Source organism: Kordia jejudonensis (genome assembly GCF_001005315.1).
GTDB lineage: Bacteria > Bacteroidota > Bacteroidia > Flavobacteriales > Flavobacteriaceae > Kordia > Kordia jejudonensis.
Map to the genome: position 1 here is coordinate 26493 of NZ_LBMG01000047.1, position 16499 is coordinate 42991.

A 16499-nucleotide genomic window follows, 5' to 3' on the forward strand; every position below is an offset into this window, starting at 1 on the left:
GATTTATCCAAAGCTTTCATTGATATAACCATCGTTTCCATCAACATTTTTTTTACGTCGCTCGCTGAGGAAGCAACCGTTTTTTGTTCAACACAAGTGAACGACTAAACTTCTATTTATGGAAATTTAGATATAATGGTTAAAAATAAATTCACTAATTAGCAATCTCAAATTCTTCAAAATTCATGTCTAACTTGGCTTCAATACTACCAAAAAGGTAAATTACTGTATGTGCTATATCCGTTTTAGTGGTCTGTGTAATTCCTTTTTGGAAAGCTTTTAAAAATACTTTATCTGGAAATTCAGGAATATCGTACGCGGCTCTAAAAGTTGCATCAGAAATATACTGTTCCATCTTAAAAAAGGGATACTGAAACACACATTCTATACCCAAAAGTTTTGCATACAAAATCAGTATTTTATCCAAAAACACATGAAATTCTTTTAAAGTAAATCGTTTCAAAAACGTGTGTGTCAACGCATCTTTATATTTCCATAGATTATACGCTTCCAATTGCAATGTTGTATTGGCTTGTGGAATAAAATCGAGCTGCATTACAAGTGTGGCTTCATTTTGCAAATGTTTCATTTCTCCTGTAGCATCATGCAAAATCTTTCCTTGTGAGAGCATACGTGCTTGAAACTTTGAATATGTACGTAATTGTGTGTAAAAATGATTATACGCATCCATTACAGAATAACTTGTATATGAAATATGAAAACCATTGCTAATTTCAACACCTTTCACTCTTTTTTGAACACACGGACTAAGGATAATTTTAAGATCAATATCTGAAGTTTCCGTAAACTGACCTGTCGCATAACTACCGACTAAAAAAATACCAATCACAGTACTTTCTTTAGTCTGTTTCGCAACAAAATTAGTAATTGTTTCGTGTACTTTTTTTGGAATCATGGTCGTTTTCAAAACAGTAAATAATATTTGTAATTCATAACAGCACATAATTAACATTCGTAGCTAACTTCTTAAAGCCTTTACAGCATATACGATGATTGTTTTCATAATTATAAAAAATAGACGCAACGGTTTATTGCGTCTATTCTATTTGCAATTAGCACTCTTTTAAGAGCAATAACCCCAACCTCGATCTCCATCTGAGTAGCAAAAGCTTCCAGTACAATTACAATCGGTATGACATGTGTCTCCGCATGTAGGATACTCGGTTTCGGGAATACAGTTAATTTCACAAGTTTCACAAATGGTATCATTACGTGTATCATTATTGTTTCCTCCAATAATACGGTTACTGGCATTGTTTACTAATGAAGCTACTGACTTTTTGTTCAACGATAATGAACGTGAGAATTTCTTTTTCATTTTAATTTATTTTTATGTTAATAATGATACGAAGCAACGCATAAATATTGGTATTAAAAACACAAGCTACCCGAAATTAAAGGATTTAGGTCATTCAAAAAAGGTGTTTATTTAGTATATACAATGATTTGAATAGCTTACATTTTGCATGAACAATACTTTTATTTAAGAAGGAAAAATGATACATTTAGTTCCCATTAAAAAAGTAGGTATGAAGTATAGTGAGATTGAAAGAATAAGCACAAAGGCAGAAAAATGTATTAAAATCAATGAATTTGACAAGGCAATTGAGTTAGTACAACCAATTATTGAGCATGATAAGTTGAATAATCCATATGCTTTTATGTTACAGTTGTTAGCAGAATCTAAGGGAGATTATGAAGAAGTTTTAAAAAAATGTGGTTCGTTGATTGAAACCGAAAAAGAGCAATATTTTTATTTTACTATAAAGGGATATGTTTATAATGAATTAATAGATTATGATGAAGAATTACAATGTTATGATAAAGCTATTGAATTAGATTCTGAATATGTTCATGCTTATAATGGAAAAGGTATTGTTTATCATACTTTAAAAGAATATGATAAAGCATTAGAATGGTATGATAAAGCTCTAGCATTAGATTCAGAATATTTGCATGTATATTATAACAAAGGAAATACTTATGGTAATTTAAAAGAGTATGACAAAGCATTAGAATGGTATGATAAGGCTATAGTTTTAGATAAAAATTATGTAAAAGCGTATAATAATAGAGGACTTACTTTTTATAGATTAGAAGAATACGATAACGCAATTAAAGACTATAAAAAAGCTATTGAACTAGAACCTGATTATAAAGAAGATTTAGAATATTGGATTGAAATAGCAGAAACCGAACTAGAGGAACAAAAGAAAAATGAACAAAATCAAAAACGTTCTGAAATTGCGCAGGTTATTGAAGACATTAAAGAACTTCTAGAATATAAAGAAGAACAAGTCTGTCATTACACTAAAATAGAGGTGTTTAGAGCTTTGTGTAACGGAAGTAAATTGCGCTTTTCACATTCAAACTTAGTAAATGACCCAACAGAAGGAAAAACATTGTATAGTTTTCTAAACATGCCTGATATTGAACGAAAAGGATTGTCAGGCTTCATAGGAAGTTTTGTAGAAAGTCATAATAACAATGCTTTACCGTTATGGAGAGCTTATGGACTTGATGGAAAAGGTCTTTCTTTTTGTTTGGAAACGAAAGCTTTAACAGATATTTACACGCAGAATGAAGTCAATGACAACAGTAGCGAAACTTCCGATAGTAAAAAAAATATACGTAAACTTTATAGAATTGCTTATGTAGATGATAATAAAAATATTTTGTTAGATGGAGTAGTAAGGGAAGATTTAAAAAAGAAACTTGATGAACTTAAAAATTTATTAGAACCTTTAATTGATAATGAAGAAATTGAAAACGAAGAAGCCTTAGAACCTGTAGTAGAAATTCAATACTTATTTAAGAATGCTATTTATAAAGGAGAACGTGAAGTTCGTTATTACGAATTGTTAAAAGATGATTATCCATTAATAGAATGGGATAATAACCTAGAGCCTCCAACTACCTATATTGAAGTGCAAAATAGTATCTTGAAAAGTATTCGGAATGTAACGGTTGGCCCAAAGGCTGAAAATGCAAGTTATTGGGTAGCTTGGTACAAAACCATGCTCGCCAGAGAAGGCAACAAAGACGTTAGCGTTACACAATCTAAAATTCCGTATCGTTAATTTGTGCATGTGTGGTTTGTTAAGTTGATACGCCTTCATAAAAAACAAATCCATGACACACAACTAACAACAACTAAATCCACGACACACAATTGTTAACGAATGTTAAAATCATTCAATCTTTCCTTTTTTAATCTTTTAAATCCAATCAACTCTTTTTTGTATGCGAGAAAGTCTGTACATTTAATCTATATTCGAGTTAAGGATAGAAACGGCATCCTTTTTGCGTCAGTTCGAGTGAATTTGCAGCGCAAATTTGTATCGAGAACAAGCAAAAAGATACAGTGAATAGCCTGACCGAAGAACACCGCGTAGCAAGGTGTTGTTTGGGAACTCCATATCAATGAACGTGATTTTACCCTATGAAGAAATACTATACGATAGCGATTGTTTTAATCGTTTCCCTATTTATAATAAGCGCACAACAGCAACATCCGTTTTATACACAAAACTACACCGTACAAGAACAATGGATTGATAGTGTGTACAACAATATGACGCCAAAAGAACGCATTGGTCAACTGTTTAATATTGCAGCATATTCCAATAAAGATTCGGTGCACGTCAACGAAGTAAAAGAAATGATTACGGAATATCATGTTGGAGGATTAACGTTTTTTCAAGGAACACCAACGAAACAAGCGAAACTGACAAACGCATATCAGAAACTAGCTAAAATTCCACTTTTGGTCGCTATGGACGCCGAATGGGATTTAGGGATGCGACTCGACTCAACCTACAAATATCCTTGGAATATGACGCTTGGCGCGATTCAAAACGACTCTATTATTGAACAAATTGGCAAACGCGTTGGCGCACATTGCAAACGCTTGGGCGTACATATCAACTTTGCGCCTGTAGTAGATGTAAATACGAATCCAAACAATCCGATTATTGGAAATCGCTCGTACGGAGAAGATTATATCAATGTTGCCAACAAAGCGGCAGCATTTACACGTGGAATGCAACAAGAAGGCGTTATTGCGTGTGCAAAGCATTTTCCAGGTCATGGCGATACGGATTCCGATTCGCACAAAACCTTACCAACAGTAGCGTTTTCGGCACAACGAATTGATAGTATTGAACTTTTTCCATATAAAAAACTCATTTCTGACAACATTGGAAGCATTATGGTAGCGCATCTCAATGTGCCAAGTATGGAAGCCAATGACGGATTACCTGCTTCGTTATCATATAATATTGTGACAAAAAAGCTTCGACACGAAATGGGCTATAATGGTTTGGTATTTACAGATGCGTTAAATATGGCTGGCGTAGCGAAAGATTCTACAATTGTAAGTGTGGAATTAGAAGCATTCTTGGCAGGAAATGATGTATTATTGATGTCGCAAGATGTGCCAAAAGCGGTCGCTTCGTTTGAAGAAGCATTATTACTAGGAACGCTTTCAGAAGAACGATTGGCATATTCGGTAAAAAATATATTACGCGCTAAATACACACACAATCTCAAAACTTTTGAACCGATAAAGGTAGATTCATTAGTGGCAGATTTGCACACAGTAGCAGATGATATTTTGCATAGAAACGCTTTGAAACATGCCATCACAGCAGTAAAAGTTACCGATAGTTTATTACCACTCAAAAATTTAGAAACACAAAAAGTTGCATATGTATCTATGGGCGATGCAGATGGAAGTACGTTTGTAAACACCTTGCGAAAATATACGTCTGTACGATCTGTAAAAGGTAAAAACTTAGCAGATTTAATCACAAAATTAAAACCATATACTACGGTAATTGTCGGTTTTCACAAATCGAATGCAAATCCTTGGAAAGGCTACAAATTTACAGACAAAGAAATTGTTTGGTTGCAAGAAATTGCGCGTACCAATACGGTTATTTTAGATGTATTTACAAGTCCATACAGTCTATTACAAGTCAAAAGCTTTACCAATATTGACAATATTTTAGTTTCGTATCAAAACAGTGACGAAGCACAGGAAATTTCGGCACAAATTATTTTTGGAGCGTTGAAAGCACAGGGAAAATTGCCTGTATCAATCAAGGAAGAATTTTCAGTAGGAACAGGCATTGAAACGACTGTGTTACCACGTTTGGGATATGATTTACCAGAATCGGTTGGCATCAGTTCGCAAAAATTACAAAGAATTGATTCGTTAGCCCAATTGGTTGTTTCTCAGAAAATGGCGCCAGGTGTACAACTTTTAGTCGCGCGCAGAGGAAAAATCATCTACAATAAAAATTTTGGTTATCATACTTACAATCGAAAACGCCGTGTAAAAGATCGAGATATCTATGATGTAGCGTCTATGACTAAAATACTCGCTACGTTGCCATTGGTCATGAAATTGGAAGAAGACAAAAAAATTACATTACAAACGGAATTAGCAGAGATACTACCCAAATTCAAAGGCACAAACAAAGATACACTTTCCATCATAGAAGTATTGTCGCATTATGGACGTTTAAAACCTTGGATTCCTTTCTATGTAAATACTTTGGATAGTGTTACCAAAAAACCGTCACCTAAATGGTACAGTGATTCGCTAACGAAAGAATATTCGATAAAAGTGGCAAACAATATGTTTATGAATGTAGAATACAAAGATTCTATCATGCAACGTATTATTGATAGTGATTTGCTACAAAGGCATCGCTACAAATACAGTGACTTGCCATATTACATCTTAAAAGACTATTTAGAGGGCGAATACAAATCGGATTTAAACAAACTTACACAACATTTTTTCTACAAATCGTTGGGTGCGCATTACACGACGTACAATCCGTTAGAAAAATTTGGAAAGTGGATGATAGTTCCGTCGGAAGAAGACGACTATTACAGAAATCAAAAATTGCAAGGTTACGTTCATGACATGGGCGCTGCTATGCAAGGTGGAATAGGAGGACATGCAGGATTGTTTAGCAATGCCAATGATGTTGCCAAAATGATGCAAATGTACTTACAAGGTGGAACTTATGGCGATCAGAAATATTTTGATCCAAGTACGATAGCGAAGTTCAACACCTGTTATTTTTGTGCTGATGACAACAGACGTGGCGTAGGTTTTGACAAACCGCAACTCGGCGATGTCGGACCAACTTGTGGTTGTGTTTCCATGACAAGTTTTGGACACTCAGGATTTACAGGAACGTACACATGGGCAGATCCTGACGAAGAAATAGTATATGTATTCCTATCCAACAGAACCTATCCGACCATGTCGAATAGAAAACTTATAAAAACTGATATACGAACCAAAATTCAAAAGCTCATATACGAAGCTATTGAAGAGTAAACCTAACTGATTTGAAAATAGCCATAGTATGTTATCCAACATTTGGCGGTAGTGGTGTAGTAGCTACCGAACTCGGAATTGCCTTAGCAAATCGAGGACACGAAGTACATTTTATTACCTACAAACAGCCTGTTCGTTTGGCATTATTAGGCGAAAACATTCACTTTCACGAAGTATTTGTACCCGAATATCCATTATTTCATTACCAACCATATGAATTGGCACTATCAAGTAAGTTAGTTGATATGGTAAAACTATATGGAATAGAATTGTTACACGTACATTATGCCATTCCGCATGCGTATGCAGGATATATGGCAAAAAAAATGTTGGCAGAAGAAGGCATTACGATTCCTATGGTAACTACGTTGCACGGAACCGACATTACCCTTGTGGGAAGTCATCCGTTTTACAAATCGGCAGTAACGTTTAGCATTAACAAATCGGATGTGGTAACCTCAGTTTCTGAAAGCTTAAAGCAAGATACACTTCGTTTATTCGATATCAAACGTGAAATAGATGTAGTACCCAATTTTATAGATGCTTCAAAATACGATCATGGTTTTACGGACTGTCAACGAAGTTTGATGGCCACTGAAAACGAGAAAATCGTCACGCATATCAGTAACTTTAGACAAGTAAAACGAATCAGTGATGTGGTTAAAATTTTTAATGAAATACAAAAAGAAATTCCTGCAAAGTTAATGATGGTTGGAGAAGGACCAGAAAAAGAATCCGCAGAATTGCTGTGTGAAGAATTAGGAATTTCGAACAAAGTCATCTTCTTTGGAAATAGTAACGAAATTGATAAAATTTTGTGTTTCTCTGATTTATTTTTATTGCCATCAGAAACGGAAAGTTTTGGTTTGGCGGCTTTGGAAGCAATGATTTCATCAGTTCCAGTTATATCGAGCAATACGGGAGGAATTCCAGAAGTAAATGTGCATGGCGTTTCGGGATACTTAAGTGATGTGGGAGACGTGCAAGACATGTCGCAAAACGCATTAAAAATTCTAAAAGACGCTGCTGAATTAGAAAAATTTAAAAAAGGAGCAAAGGAGCAAGCATTACAGTTTGACATCAATAAAATTGTGCCTGTGTATGAGTTTATCTATCAGAAGGCTTTTGAAATGGCGTAATTTTTCGCTTCGCTCAATTTAAAGATTCAAAAATTAAATGATTTGAGGTTGTTTTTGGGTCGCTTCTCTTTTGGGTCGCTTCTCTTTTGGGTCGCTTCTCTTTTGGGTCGCTTCTCTTTTGGGTCGCTTCTCTTTTGGGTCGCTTCGCTTTTGGGTCGCTTCGCTTTTGGGTCGCTTCGCTTTTGGGTCGCTTCGCTTAGGTTATTATATACACTTTTGTCATTCCTGCGTAAGCAGGAATCCACCTTCGCTTTTTGGAAATATAAACTTTGATGTATCAACTTAAAACTAAAATATACACAAAACCTCAATCATCTTATAGGCTTTTGTGATTGAGGTTTTAAAGTTTTTGGAAGGTGATTTATGTGAATAGTTTGCGGTTCAAAGAGTTTTCATCATATGGATAAACTAATATGCGTTGCTTTTTAGTAGTATCAAATAATTCATTATCACTAATAGTTTTATTTACTATTTCAACAATTTCTTTATACGTACTATCTTTCTTTTTCATTATAGCTTTTGTTGTATAATAACTGAAAATGCCATAATGATTTCCATCTTCAAAAAGTCTTTCATATGCTTGATATGATGCATCTTCAACAGCCAACATAAAAGTAATATTTGAATTTTCATCTGTAATATCTTTTATTTCTTTAAATTTCTCTTGAATACGATTTTTATCAATCTGCATTTTTTCTTGAGATAATAAAGTCGGTGACTTTATAGTTGGAGAAAAATAACTTGTATTACCAATAACTCCTAATGATGATTTTTGCACCTCTTTAACAACGTTAATAATTTCTGAACTTTTCCTTTGTATATTTATTGTATGGAAATTTACAATTTCTTCGTACGCAAGATAAGGCAATAGAGTCTTTTCGTCTGATAATTCTCTTATCGATTCGTCTATATATCCTAATGATGTAAGATGTTCTTTTGGAGAATAAACAATAATGGCATCTAATATTTGAGCTTTGGATTCTCTTGCTTTTGTAATATTGTAATCAGCAACTTTTTTATATAAATGATAAGGAAGCAAAATGTTTTCATCAGGTAATTTTTTAGTCATTTCTTCTGAATAGCCTAGAAGTTGCATATATGGTCTAGTTGCGTACGGTACACCTGCAGCATAACAACTATCTAATATAATTGTCATTTTTGTTGATTCGTTTAAACGTTTTAGTTCTCCCAAAATATGATAATCATATATTTCCTTGTCAGAGAATATCAATCCTTCTTCCCCAGCGAGAGAAAATCCATGCCCTGAAAATACAATGACACCAGTATCTACATTGTTGTCATTTAGTTCTTTTATGAATGTTCTTACTTCATTTAATGCTTGAAATACCGTTAAATCCCTTTTTATATTGGTTTCGAATTGAAAATCAATTAGAACTTTTTCCCATTCACGGGTATCATTATGGCAACCTTCTAAGTGATGACTGATAGGCTGACTACCATAAGATTCTACAGATAATAAAATAGCTTTTTTCATTATAATAATATTTTTAATCAAAACTATGGAAGCTATCCAATATAAAAAATACCCATTAAAGAGGATTTTATTGAAATATTGTCAAACATATATTTGTTACTACAAACAAAAAAATAAATATTATGAACGAATTAAGTATTTCGAGTACAGTTACTTTTAAGCCCGAATCAAAAATACGCTGGCAAACTATATATTCAAGCGTTTTATATGGGACATTTTTTCAAATATATGGGAGATTCGATTTTGATTCAACAACTAATATGTTAATGCACGTTGAGTTTAAGATATTCAATTATAAAGGAGCAATTGATTTGGGCCTAGTAAATGTTAAATTGAACTACACCAGGGAATATGCAAGTATTTATGATGTCCCATTTGGCTTCAAAACTATTAGAGTACTTTCTTTTGATGTAGAAATAAAAGCTTTACATACAAACGATACTATAAAGCTAGATATAAATCCTACTTACAATCTTAAAGAAACTGATAAAAAAAGTATCTATCTTGAAATTGATAGGAAACTAGTATCTTTAGCTAATAGAGGAATTAATTTTGGAGATAAGGGAGTTTTTGATACAGAGTTTTATTATCGTGATGGATTAAGAGCACCTCATAAATTTGATGGAGAACATAAACAATATAGAAGTGCAGAAAAATTAAATCCAACTGTAAATTCACAAGGTCAATTATTAGATGTAAACGGAAATATTATAGCAATGAATAGTGCAGAACCTATTAAAAGATCCCCAGGAGCCGTATGTCCAAAAGGGTATAGTAAAATTATATTTTAATGCATAAAAACATGGTATTTCTTGTGTTTTGGTGTTGTATACAAACAGCAATTGGACAAGATCAAAAAATTATCAAAACATATGTTGACGAAGTGTTCAATTTAGAATACAAGTCAGCATATGCTTTTGCTTCAAACTTTGATGATCCTCAACTCGTACAAGAATTTCAATCGCTTGCAAATACACTTTATTATGCAGGACAAGAAGAAATATATACACCATATACAACTACATTAGAAGCGTCAGAGTCAGTAGTCTATTGTATAGCAATGCTTCATAAAGGATTTGATGAATTGTATCACAATCCGAATAGGGTAGATTCTTATAAATACTTTTTTAAAGCATACAATACTTCAAAGCAGGTTCAAAATGAATCACTTCAAAAGTTATGTTTGTACGGCATGCTTGAGTTTTTTCACTTTCAATATTCATTAACACAAGATCAATTTGAACCCTATCTAAACGAATTTGGCAAACTGGCAGACACTACTATTGAAACTTGTTGGTACTTATGGTATTGTACATATTTTAAGCTGGAAAACGTATTTCCAAAAGAACGAAGAGTACACGTGTTGATAAATGACTTAGAAAAAGCCACAAATTTGTTAAAAAAAGGACATAATTTTTACGTCATTTTCTATTCAATAAAAGCTAGTTATCTCGAAAACGAAAAATTGATAGCAAAAGCAAAACCGTATCATCTAAAGGTTTTAAAGGAAACAAAACAAGTTCCCACAAACAAATATTTATTTTTCAGAACCTACATTCACTTAGTTTCCATCAGTCATAATGAAAAGAAATTTGCAGAAGGACTTAAGTACTTAGAAACGGCTAAAGAGTATATCGATATATCCGATTCAATAAAAAGTTGGATGCATATAAGAAATTATGGATCAAAACTTTATGAAGGTTTGGGAGATGCAGAAAAAGCGTACCGCGACTTGTTAGCAGCAAATGATTTAAAAAATAAATCTGGCGTTAGTGAAGTTAGTTTGACAAATTTTCAATTGCGATCAGAAATAGAAGAAGAACAACGAAAGCTTGTCATTTCAGATCAAAAAACAAAACAACAATCGCTTGCCATTATCATATTGATTGTCATGCTAAGTCTTGGTGGGATTATTGTTTTCTTATACTATAGAAACACAAAACGCAAACAACGAATCATAGCACAACAATTGGAAATAGAAGGGCAGAAGCTTGAAAAAGTCCAAAAAGAGCAAGAACTCGCCGCTATTGATGCCATGATTTTAGGGCAAGAAAAAGAACGAGAAGCCATTGCCAGCGATTTACACGACAATGTTTGTGCACTGTTGTCAGCGGCAAAAATGCAGTTTGAACACCTTACAGAACGTTTAGAAAGTGAAGACAAGAAAAAAGTTGAAGAACTATTTGTCAAAACTAAAAATCTATTGGACAATGCCTATGATGAAGTATATTCGATGGCATATCAGAAGAACAGTGGCATTATGGCAAAAAAAGCACTATTACCTGCCATTGAAAATCTCATTAAAAACAACAATGGAATCAATGGCATCCAAATTGAGTTGCAACATTTTGGCTTGGATCAGCGCCTAGAAGCTTCAAAGGAAATCTTTATATTCAGAATCATTCAAGAACTAATGGCAAATATCATCAAGCATGCCAAAGCGAAAGCCGCGAATGTTTCTATTACAGTACACAAAACAACGATTTCCATCATCGTTGAAGACAATGGCATTGGCATATCGGAAGAAGTATTCTTAAAAGACAAAGGCTTGGGCATTCGAAATATAAAAAAGAGAATTGAGTCCATACATGGCACGATGAATTTTGACAGTTACAAAAACAAAGGAACTTCCATTATTATTGAGATTCCTAGGTAGTTGTTTTTGGGCCTGTTCTCGCGAAGGCGGGAATCTCTCTTGGGTCGCTTTGCTTTTTGCTCGTTTTACTTTTTGCTCGCTTCGCTTTGGTTATCATATACACTTTTGTCATTCCTGCGTAGGCAGGAATCCATGCTTATTATACCTATTGAATAATAAATTGACAAATAAACAAATCAACAACTCATTAAAGTGTTAGTTCGAATGATTTATGTCACAAGAGTATTGACAAAATCTAATAATCAAAAACTTACGTGCGTCTAAAGATCTAAGACGTCCAGTCTTCTATTCCTCCAACACCAACGATTCCGAATTGATACAAAAACGCAAACCACTTGGCTCTGGTCCGTCAGGAAATACGTGTCCTAAATGGGCATCACAGGTACTACAAGTCACTTCTACGCGCACCATTCCGTAAGATGTATCTTTGATGTAATCGATGACATTATCTTTCACAGGTTCTGTAAAACTTGGCCATCCGCTACTTGAATTAAACTTCAAATTCGAATCAAACAAAGGAGTATTGCAACAGACACATGCGTACACTCCAGGATCGTAGCGACTGCAATGTTCGCCAGAAAACGCACGTTCGGTACCTTTTAAACGTGTAATTCGGTATTGTTCAGGTGTTAACTGTGCAATCCATTCTTCTTCAGTTTTTTCTACACGTGTATCAGGTTTTTTATTTCCGTGTGTGGCATAATGTATAATATCTTTCCAAGTAAGCATATTTCTTTATATTTCTTTCTGTAAAGATACGGAGAATGTCGTTAACGTCGCAATTGCGTTTATGATGTATTTGATTGTTGAATGTTGAATGTAAAACGATCAGCTTCAACTACACAAAGAACAAAGAGCCAAGAGCCAAGACCTAAGACCCAAGACCCAAGACCCAAGACCCGAATTTTAAATTTTAAATTATAAATGTTGAATGTAAAAAGATTAGTTTCAACTAAACAAAGAACAAAGAACAAAGAACAAAGAACAAAGAACAAAGAACAAAGACCCAAATTTTAATCATAAATGTAAAATGCTAAATAAAAAATGTAAAAGTAAAACGATCAATTTCAACTAAACAAAGACCCAAAACCCAAAAACCCAAGACCCAAGACCAGACACCCAATGCCCAATGCCCAAAACCAAACACCCACATATAAATTGCAAAAACAAAAACTAAGTAGTACATTTGAATTTATTAAAAACCGAAAACACATGGAAGAATTTAAACCAGCAGTTCCTGTAAGTGCTTTAAATCAGGACAGCAGAGTAGCTTTTTACAAAAAGACATATACCAACCTAGCGTTCGCAATTTTACTTTTTATTGTCGTAGAATATTTATTACTGCAAGTAGATTTTATTGTAAATCTAGGAATACAGCTTATACAAAGTTGGGCATGGTTACTAGTTTTAGGAGGATTCATGTTTGCAAGTAACTTCGTGGAACGAATGGCAGCAACATCTAAAGACAAAAGCACGCAATACCTAGCATTGTTCGTCTATGTGGTTTTTGAAGCCTTGATATTTGTACCCTTAATTTACATTGCAATTCAATACTCAGAAGCAACGACCCAAAATGTATTATGGCAAGCGGCTATAATAACATTATCTTTATTTACGGGAATTTCTGTCGTAGGATTCATTACCAAAAAAGACTTTTCATTCTTAAAATCAATTATTACTATTGGCGGTTTTATTGCTATCGGACTTATTTTAGCAGCCTATATTGGTGGTATTCACTTAGGATTCTGGTTTTGCGCTGGAATGGTCGTATTAGCGGCAGCTTCTATACTATATCAAACTTCAAACATGATTCATAAGTATGAAGAAGATCAATACGTAGCAGCATCTTTAGGATTGTTTGCTTCGTTAATGTTACTATTCTGGTACATTGTAAGTATGTTTTTAAGCGAATAATCATACAACAAATAATATATTTAAAACCGTTTTGCAACCATGTAAAGCGGTTTTTTTATGCATCCTTTTCCAAAAAAAAATCTTTATGAAAGGGATATTACAATAGTCAATTGTTTTAATACTATGAAAAACAAACGTTCAAGTAGATGTGTTCTAATGAAAACTGTATATTTAATGCGTTTCTTAAAAAGAATCTATTCATGAAATCAATATTGATCCTTTTTCTTTCGTGTTTTGTTAGTATTGCCGTGTGTCAAACAGATGCTTCCGCAGAAAAATCATATGACGAATTACTATCTCTCTATAAAAAATATCAGTACAAAGACACTTCCAAAGCGTTGACATACATACAGGAAGCTAAAGAAGTTGCTACGATTAAAAATAATCAAAAACAATTGACAACGGCATATTATTATATTGCTAAGTCGAACAGCCGATTAGGAGCGTATAAAAAAGCACTCACGGAAGTAGAAATTGCAATTTCAAAAAGTGTATTACTCCGCGACACGGTTACCGCGTATAATAGCTATTTTTTAAAAGCCAGTATCCATTCTGACTTAGGAGACGATTCCACAGCACTTGTATGGTTTTTAAAATCGATGGAATATGCAAAAATGCTACAAAATCCAATTTATGAATTGCCTGTATTGTCTAGAATTGCCTTCATCAAAAAAGTACATAAAGATTTTCAGGAAGCTATAGCATTGAACAAAGAAATTCTACAAAAGCTTGAAACAGTTCCCAATGACGAGAATACAAAGATTTACAAGTTGTCAGCGCTCATGAATATTGCAGATGCGTATTTATGGTTAAAAAATACCGAGCAAGCTGCCCTATACAATAACAGCGCATTGGAACTATGTCCAGACAAACAACCTGCTTGGATGTATTACCCAATACTCATGAATAGCGCAATTATTCACTATCAAAATGAAGTCTACGATGCTTGTGAATCAATTACAAACGACGTAAAAACATACGCAGAAACCAATCATAAAACCAGCTTATACCTAACGACTTTATTCTATTTGGGTAAAAGTGCTTACAAACAACAAAGCTATCAACAATCGATTCAATATCTTGAAAAAGCAATTGACAGCATCAACGTTTCCGAACAGGTTGATGTCAATGAAAAAGAACTACACGAATATTTGGCTTTAGGTTACAATAAACTCGGAAATGCGGAAAAATCATTTCTTCACTTTAAAAAATATGCCGCCTTGGAGAAAAAACAAAGTGAAGAAGATTTAAAAATAAACAATCAAACCCATGAATTGGTAGACATAGTTCCATTGCAATCAGAAATTGATACATTGGGAAAAGAACTTACCAAAGAAACCAGCAATCGGAATACTTTTATCATTGCTTCCTTGGCGTTATTGATATTATTTATAAGTAGTATTGTTTATTATAGAATTCGTGAAAAACGCACCCGAGAAAAGTTCAAAATACTATTACAAAAAGTCAACACCTTAGAACAACAAAAAGATGAAAAGAAAACGGTTGTAAAGAAGCAAAACGTATCGGACGATCAAATGAAAATCTTATTAGAGAAAATCAATGAGTTTGAAAAACAGGAATACTTTTTACAGCAAGAATGTAGTTTGGGATATATGGCAGAACAACTAGGGACAAATACTTCTTACTTATCTAAAACGATCAATCGATACAAAGGAAAATCGTTTACGACCTACATCACAGAATTACGCATCAATACGGCATTGGTAACAATTAAGAATGATACAACCATACAATCATACACAATTCAAGCCATTGCAGAAGAATTTGGGTTCAAACGACAAGAAACATTTTCAAAAGCTTTTAAAGCATACACAGGAATTTATCCTTCTCAATATGTGAAAAACCTTAAAAAAGAACCCTAAAATGTTGATGATTCATAAAGCATCAATACACAAACTTTTATTTTAGCGCTATATGTTGTTGTTTCATGGTCATTAACATTTAATATAAAATTAGTATGAAAAAAAAGAAGCTAAAATCATTAAAATTGCACACTTATAAAATTTCCAACTTGGCGTTATTGCATCAAAAAGTAGGAGGTATATTTACAACAGACACAGAAACGGCTAGCGAAACAAATCCAGGAACCATATCAATCGTTATCGATTGTTCAAATACAACATCTGAAGCTCCGTCTGAAATTCCAGAAAACTGTGGTACCAATGGCGGATCGTACAGAACGGAACCACCAACGGAGTACGAAGGCTGTCATATAAATAGTATTGGTGGATAGGAAGTAGCAATATAGTATCTCCTCAAAATATTCATGTTTTATAATTAACTCAATTTTAAACAACATCATTATGAAAAAAAAGCACCTAAAAAATCTAGTATTGCATACCAGCCGAATTTCCAATTTATCACTGCTACACAGTACAAAAGGAGGTACGGAGACTCTTGGAACACAAGTGGACAACAATGTTGGACTTCCCAATACAATAGATGCCACAAACTGTCCAACAAACATTTTACAATGCATCTCTCAAAACTTTACGGATTGTAGTACCAATGGAGGAGTAACAAGCACCCAACCACCTACCGAATATGAAAGTTGCAGACCCAAAAACGGAAATATCATTTTTAGATAAAATAAGCTTACATATAAAAAAAGTATTGATACGTGTTCATGTGTCAATGCTTTTTTTGTTTTTAGTAGTTTGAAGTGTGAAGTTAGTATTGAGTATTGAGAAGTGAGTATTGAGAAATAAGCAAACAACTAACTCCACAATTCCACAAAGAACAAATTAAAAATGTAACATATTAAATGTAAAAGTATTTTTGAATAACGAATAACGAATAACGAATAACGAATAACGAAATTAAAATGTTGAATGCTATATGTTGAATTTTAAATTGGAAATATGTACGTCCCTGATATGTGTTGACCACTTT

At 33.5% G+C, this 16499-nt stretch carries 13 protein-coding genes; 9 read left to right on the plus strand and 4 right to left on the minus strand.

Annotated features, from left to right (window positions below):
* Positions 1–154: 154 nt before the first annotated feature.
* Both AA089_RS18610 and AA089_RS18615 read right to left on the minus strand, forming a co-directional pair.
* Positions 155–916, minus strand: coding sequence for a nucleotidyltransferase domain-containing protein (locus tag AA089_RS18610; RefSeq protein WP_046758500.1), 762 nt, complete (start codon positions 914–916; stop codon positions 155–157).
* 168 nt (positions 917–1084) lie between these two features.
* Entirely contained in the window at positions 1085–1339 is a 255-nt protein-coding gene (locus AA089_RS18615; RefSeq protein ID WP_156169126.1) for a class I lanthipeptide, read from the minus strand.
* Between the two features lie 178 nt (positions 1340–1517).
* Between AA089_RS18615 and AA089_RS23895 the strand changes: the two genes are divergently transcribed.
* The 3 genes from AA089_RS23895 to bshA all read left to right on the plus strand — a co-directional run bounded on the left by AA089_RS23895 (position 1518) and on the right by bshA (position 7521).
* On the plus strand, positions 1518–3101 hold the full coding sequence (locus AA089_RS23895) for a tetratricopeptide repeat protein (RefSeq protein WP_082113331.1): 1584 nt from the start codon (positions 1518–1520) through the stop codon (positions 3099–3101).
* Positions 3102–3463: 362 nt separating this feature from the next.
* The gene (locus AA089_RS18625) at positions 3464–6382 is read left to right on the plus strand and encodes a glycoside hydrolase family 3 N-terminal domain-containing protein (protein ID WP_046758502.1); all 2919 of its coding nucleotides are present in this window, start codon (positions 3464–3466) and stop codon (positions 6380–6382) included.
* A gap of 11 nt (positions 6383–6393) precedes the next feature.
* Positions 6394–7521: an N-acetyl-alpha-D-glucosaminyl L-malate synthase BshA gene (bshA, locus tag AA089_RS18630; RefSeq protein WP_046758503.1), complete on the plus strand. Its 1128-nt coding sequence runs from the start codon at positions 6394–6396 to the stop codon at positions 7519–7521.
* A gap of 361 nt (positions 7522–7882) precedes the next feature.
* Here bshA and AA089_RS18635 read toward each other — a convergent pair whose 3' ends face one another.
* A complete protein-coding gene (locus tag AA089_RS18635; RefSeq protein ID WP_046758504.1) occupies positions 7883–9016 on the minus strand; it encodes a caspase family protein in 1134 nt (377 codons plus the stop codon).
* Positions 9017–9138: 122 nt separating this feature from the next.
* Here AA089_RS18635 and AA089_RS18640 point away from each other — a divergent pair, with 122 nt between their 5' ends.
* Both AA089_RS18640 and AA089_RS18645 read left to right on the plus strand, forming a co-directional pair.
* A complete protein-coding gene (locus tag AA089_RS18640) occupies positions 9139–9807 on the plus strand; it encodes a hypothetical protein (protein WP_046758505.1) in 669 nt (222 codons plus the stop codon).
* The gene (locus AA089_RS18645) at positions 9807–11672 is read left to right on the plus strand and encodes a sensor histidine kinase (RefSeq protein ID WP_046758506.1); all 1866 of its coding nucleotides are present in this window, start codon (positions 9807–9809) and stop codon (positions 11670–11672) included. Before AA089_RS18640 ends, AA089_RS18645 begins: the two co-directional genes overlap by 1 nt.
* A gap of 285 nt (positions 11673–11957) precedes the next feature.
* Here the strand turns inward: AA089_RS18645 and msrB are convergent, their stop codons facing one another.
* The gene (msrB, locus tag AA089_RS18650; RefSeq protein WP_046758507.1) at positions 11958–12401 is read right to left on the minus strand and encodes a peptide-methionine (R)-S-oxide reductase MsrB; all 444 of its coding nucleotides are present in this window, start codon (positions 12399–12401) and stop codon (positions 11958–11960) included.
* 483 nt (positions 12402–12884) lie between these two features.
* Between msrB and AA089_RS18655 the strand changes: the two genes are divergently transcribed.
* The 4 genes from AA089_RS18655 (at position 12885) to AA089_RS18670 (ending at position 16195) form a co-directional block, all read left to right on the plus strand.
* Positions 12885–13586: a Bax inhibitor-1/YccA family protein gene (locus tag AA089_RS18655; protein WP_046758517.1), complete on the plus strand. Its 702-nt coding sequence runs from the start codon at positions 12885–12887 to the stop codon at positions 13584–13586.
* A gap of 200 nt (positions 13587–13786) precedes the next feature.
* Positions 13787–15469, plus strand: coding sequence for a helix-turn-helix domain-containing protein (locus tag AA089_RS18660; protein WP_046758508.1), 1683 nt, complete (start codon positions 13787–13789; stop codon positions 15467–15469).
* Between the two features lie 95 nt (positions 15470–15564).
* The gene (locus AA089_RS18665; protein ID WP_046758509.1) at positions 15565–15840 is read left to right on the plus strand and encodes a hypothetical protein; all 276 of its coding nucleotides are present in this window, start codon (positions 15565–15567) and stop codon (positions 15838–15840) included.
* 70 nt (positions 15841–15910) lie between these two features.
* Positions 15911–16195, plus strand: coding sequence for a hypothetical protein (locus AA089_RS18670; RefSeq protein WP_046758510.1), 285 nt, complete (start codon positions 15911–15913; stop codon positions 16193–16195).
* Positions 16196–16499: the final 304 nt, after the last annotated feature.

What these genes read in the sequence shown, in the direction of transcription:
- AA089_RS23895 (WP_082113331.1), top strand. Translation starts at nt 1,518, where the DNA reads ATGATACATTTAGTTCCCATTAAAAAAGTAGGTATGAAGTATAGTGAG.
- AA089_RS18655 (WP_046758517.1), top strand. Translation starts at nt 12,885, where the DNA reads ATGGAAGAATTTAAACCAGCAGTTCCTGTAAGTGCTTTAAATCAGGAC.
- AA089_RS18635 (WP_046758504.1), bottom strand. Translation starts at nt 9,016, where the DNA reads ATGAAAAAAGCTATTTTATTATCTGTAGAATCTTATGGTAGTCAGCCT.
- AA089_RS18670 (WP_046758510.1), top strand. Translation starts at nt 15,911, where the DNA reads ATGAAAAAAAAGCACCTAAAAAATCTAGTATTGCATACCAGCCGAATT.
- msrB (WP_046758507.1), bottom strand. Translation starts at nt 12,401, where the DNA reads ATGCTTACTTGGAAAGATATTATACATTATGCCACACACGGAAATAAA.
- AA089_RS18665 (WP_046758509.1), top strand. Translation starts at nt 15,565, where the DNA reads ATGAAAAAAAAGAAGCTAAAATCATTAAAATTGCACACTTATAAAATT.
- AA089_RS18625 (WP_046758502.1), top strand. Translation starts at nt 3,464, where the DNA reads ATGAAGAAATACTATACGATAGCGATTGTTTTAATCGTTTCCCTATTT.
- AA089_RS18640 (WP_046758505.1), top strand. Translation starts at nt 9,139, where the DNA reads ATGAACGAATTAAGTATTTCGAGTACAGTTACTTTTAAGCCCGAATCA.
- AA089_RS18610 (WP_046758500.1), bottom strand. Translation starts at nt 916, where the DNA reads ATGATTCCAAAAAAAGTACACGAAACAATTACTAATTTTGTTGCGAAA.
- AA089_RS18660 (WP_046758508.1), top strand. Translation starts at nt 13,787, where the DNA reads ATGAAATCAATATTGATCCTTTTTCTTTCGTGTTTTGTTAGTATTGCC.
- AA089_RS18645 (WP_046758506.1), top strand. Translation starts at nt 9,807, where the DNA reads ATGCATAAAAACATGGTATTTCTTGTGTTTTGGTGTTGTATACAAACA.
- AA089_RS18615 (WP_156169126.1), bottom strand. Translation starts at nt 1,339, where the DNA reads ATGAAAAAGAAATTCTCACGTTCATTATCGTTGAACAAAAAGTCAGTA.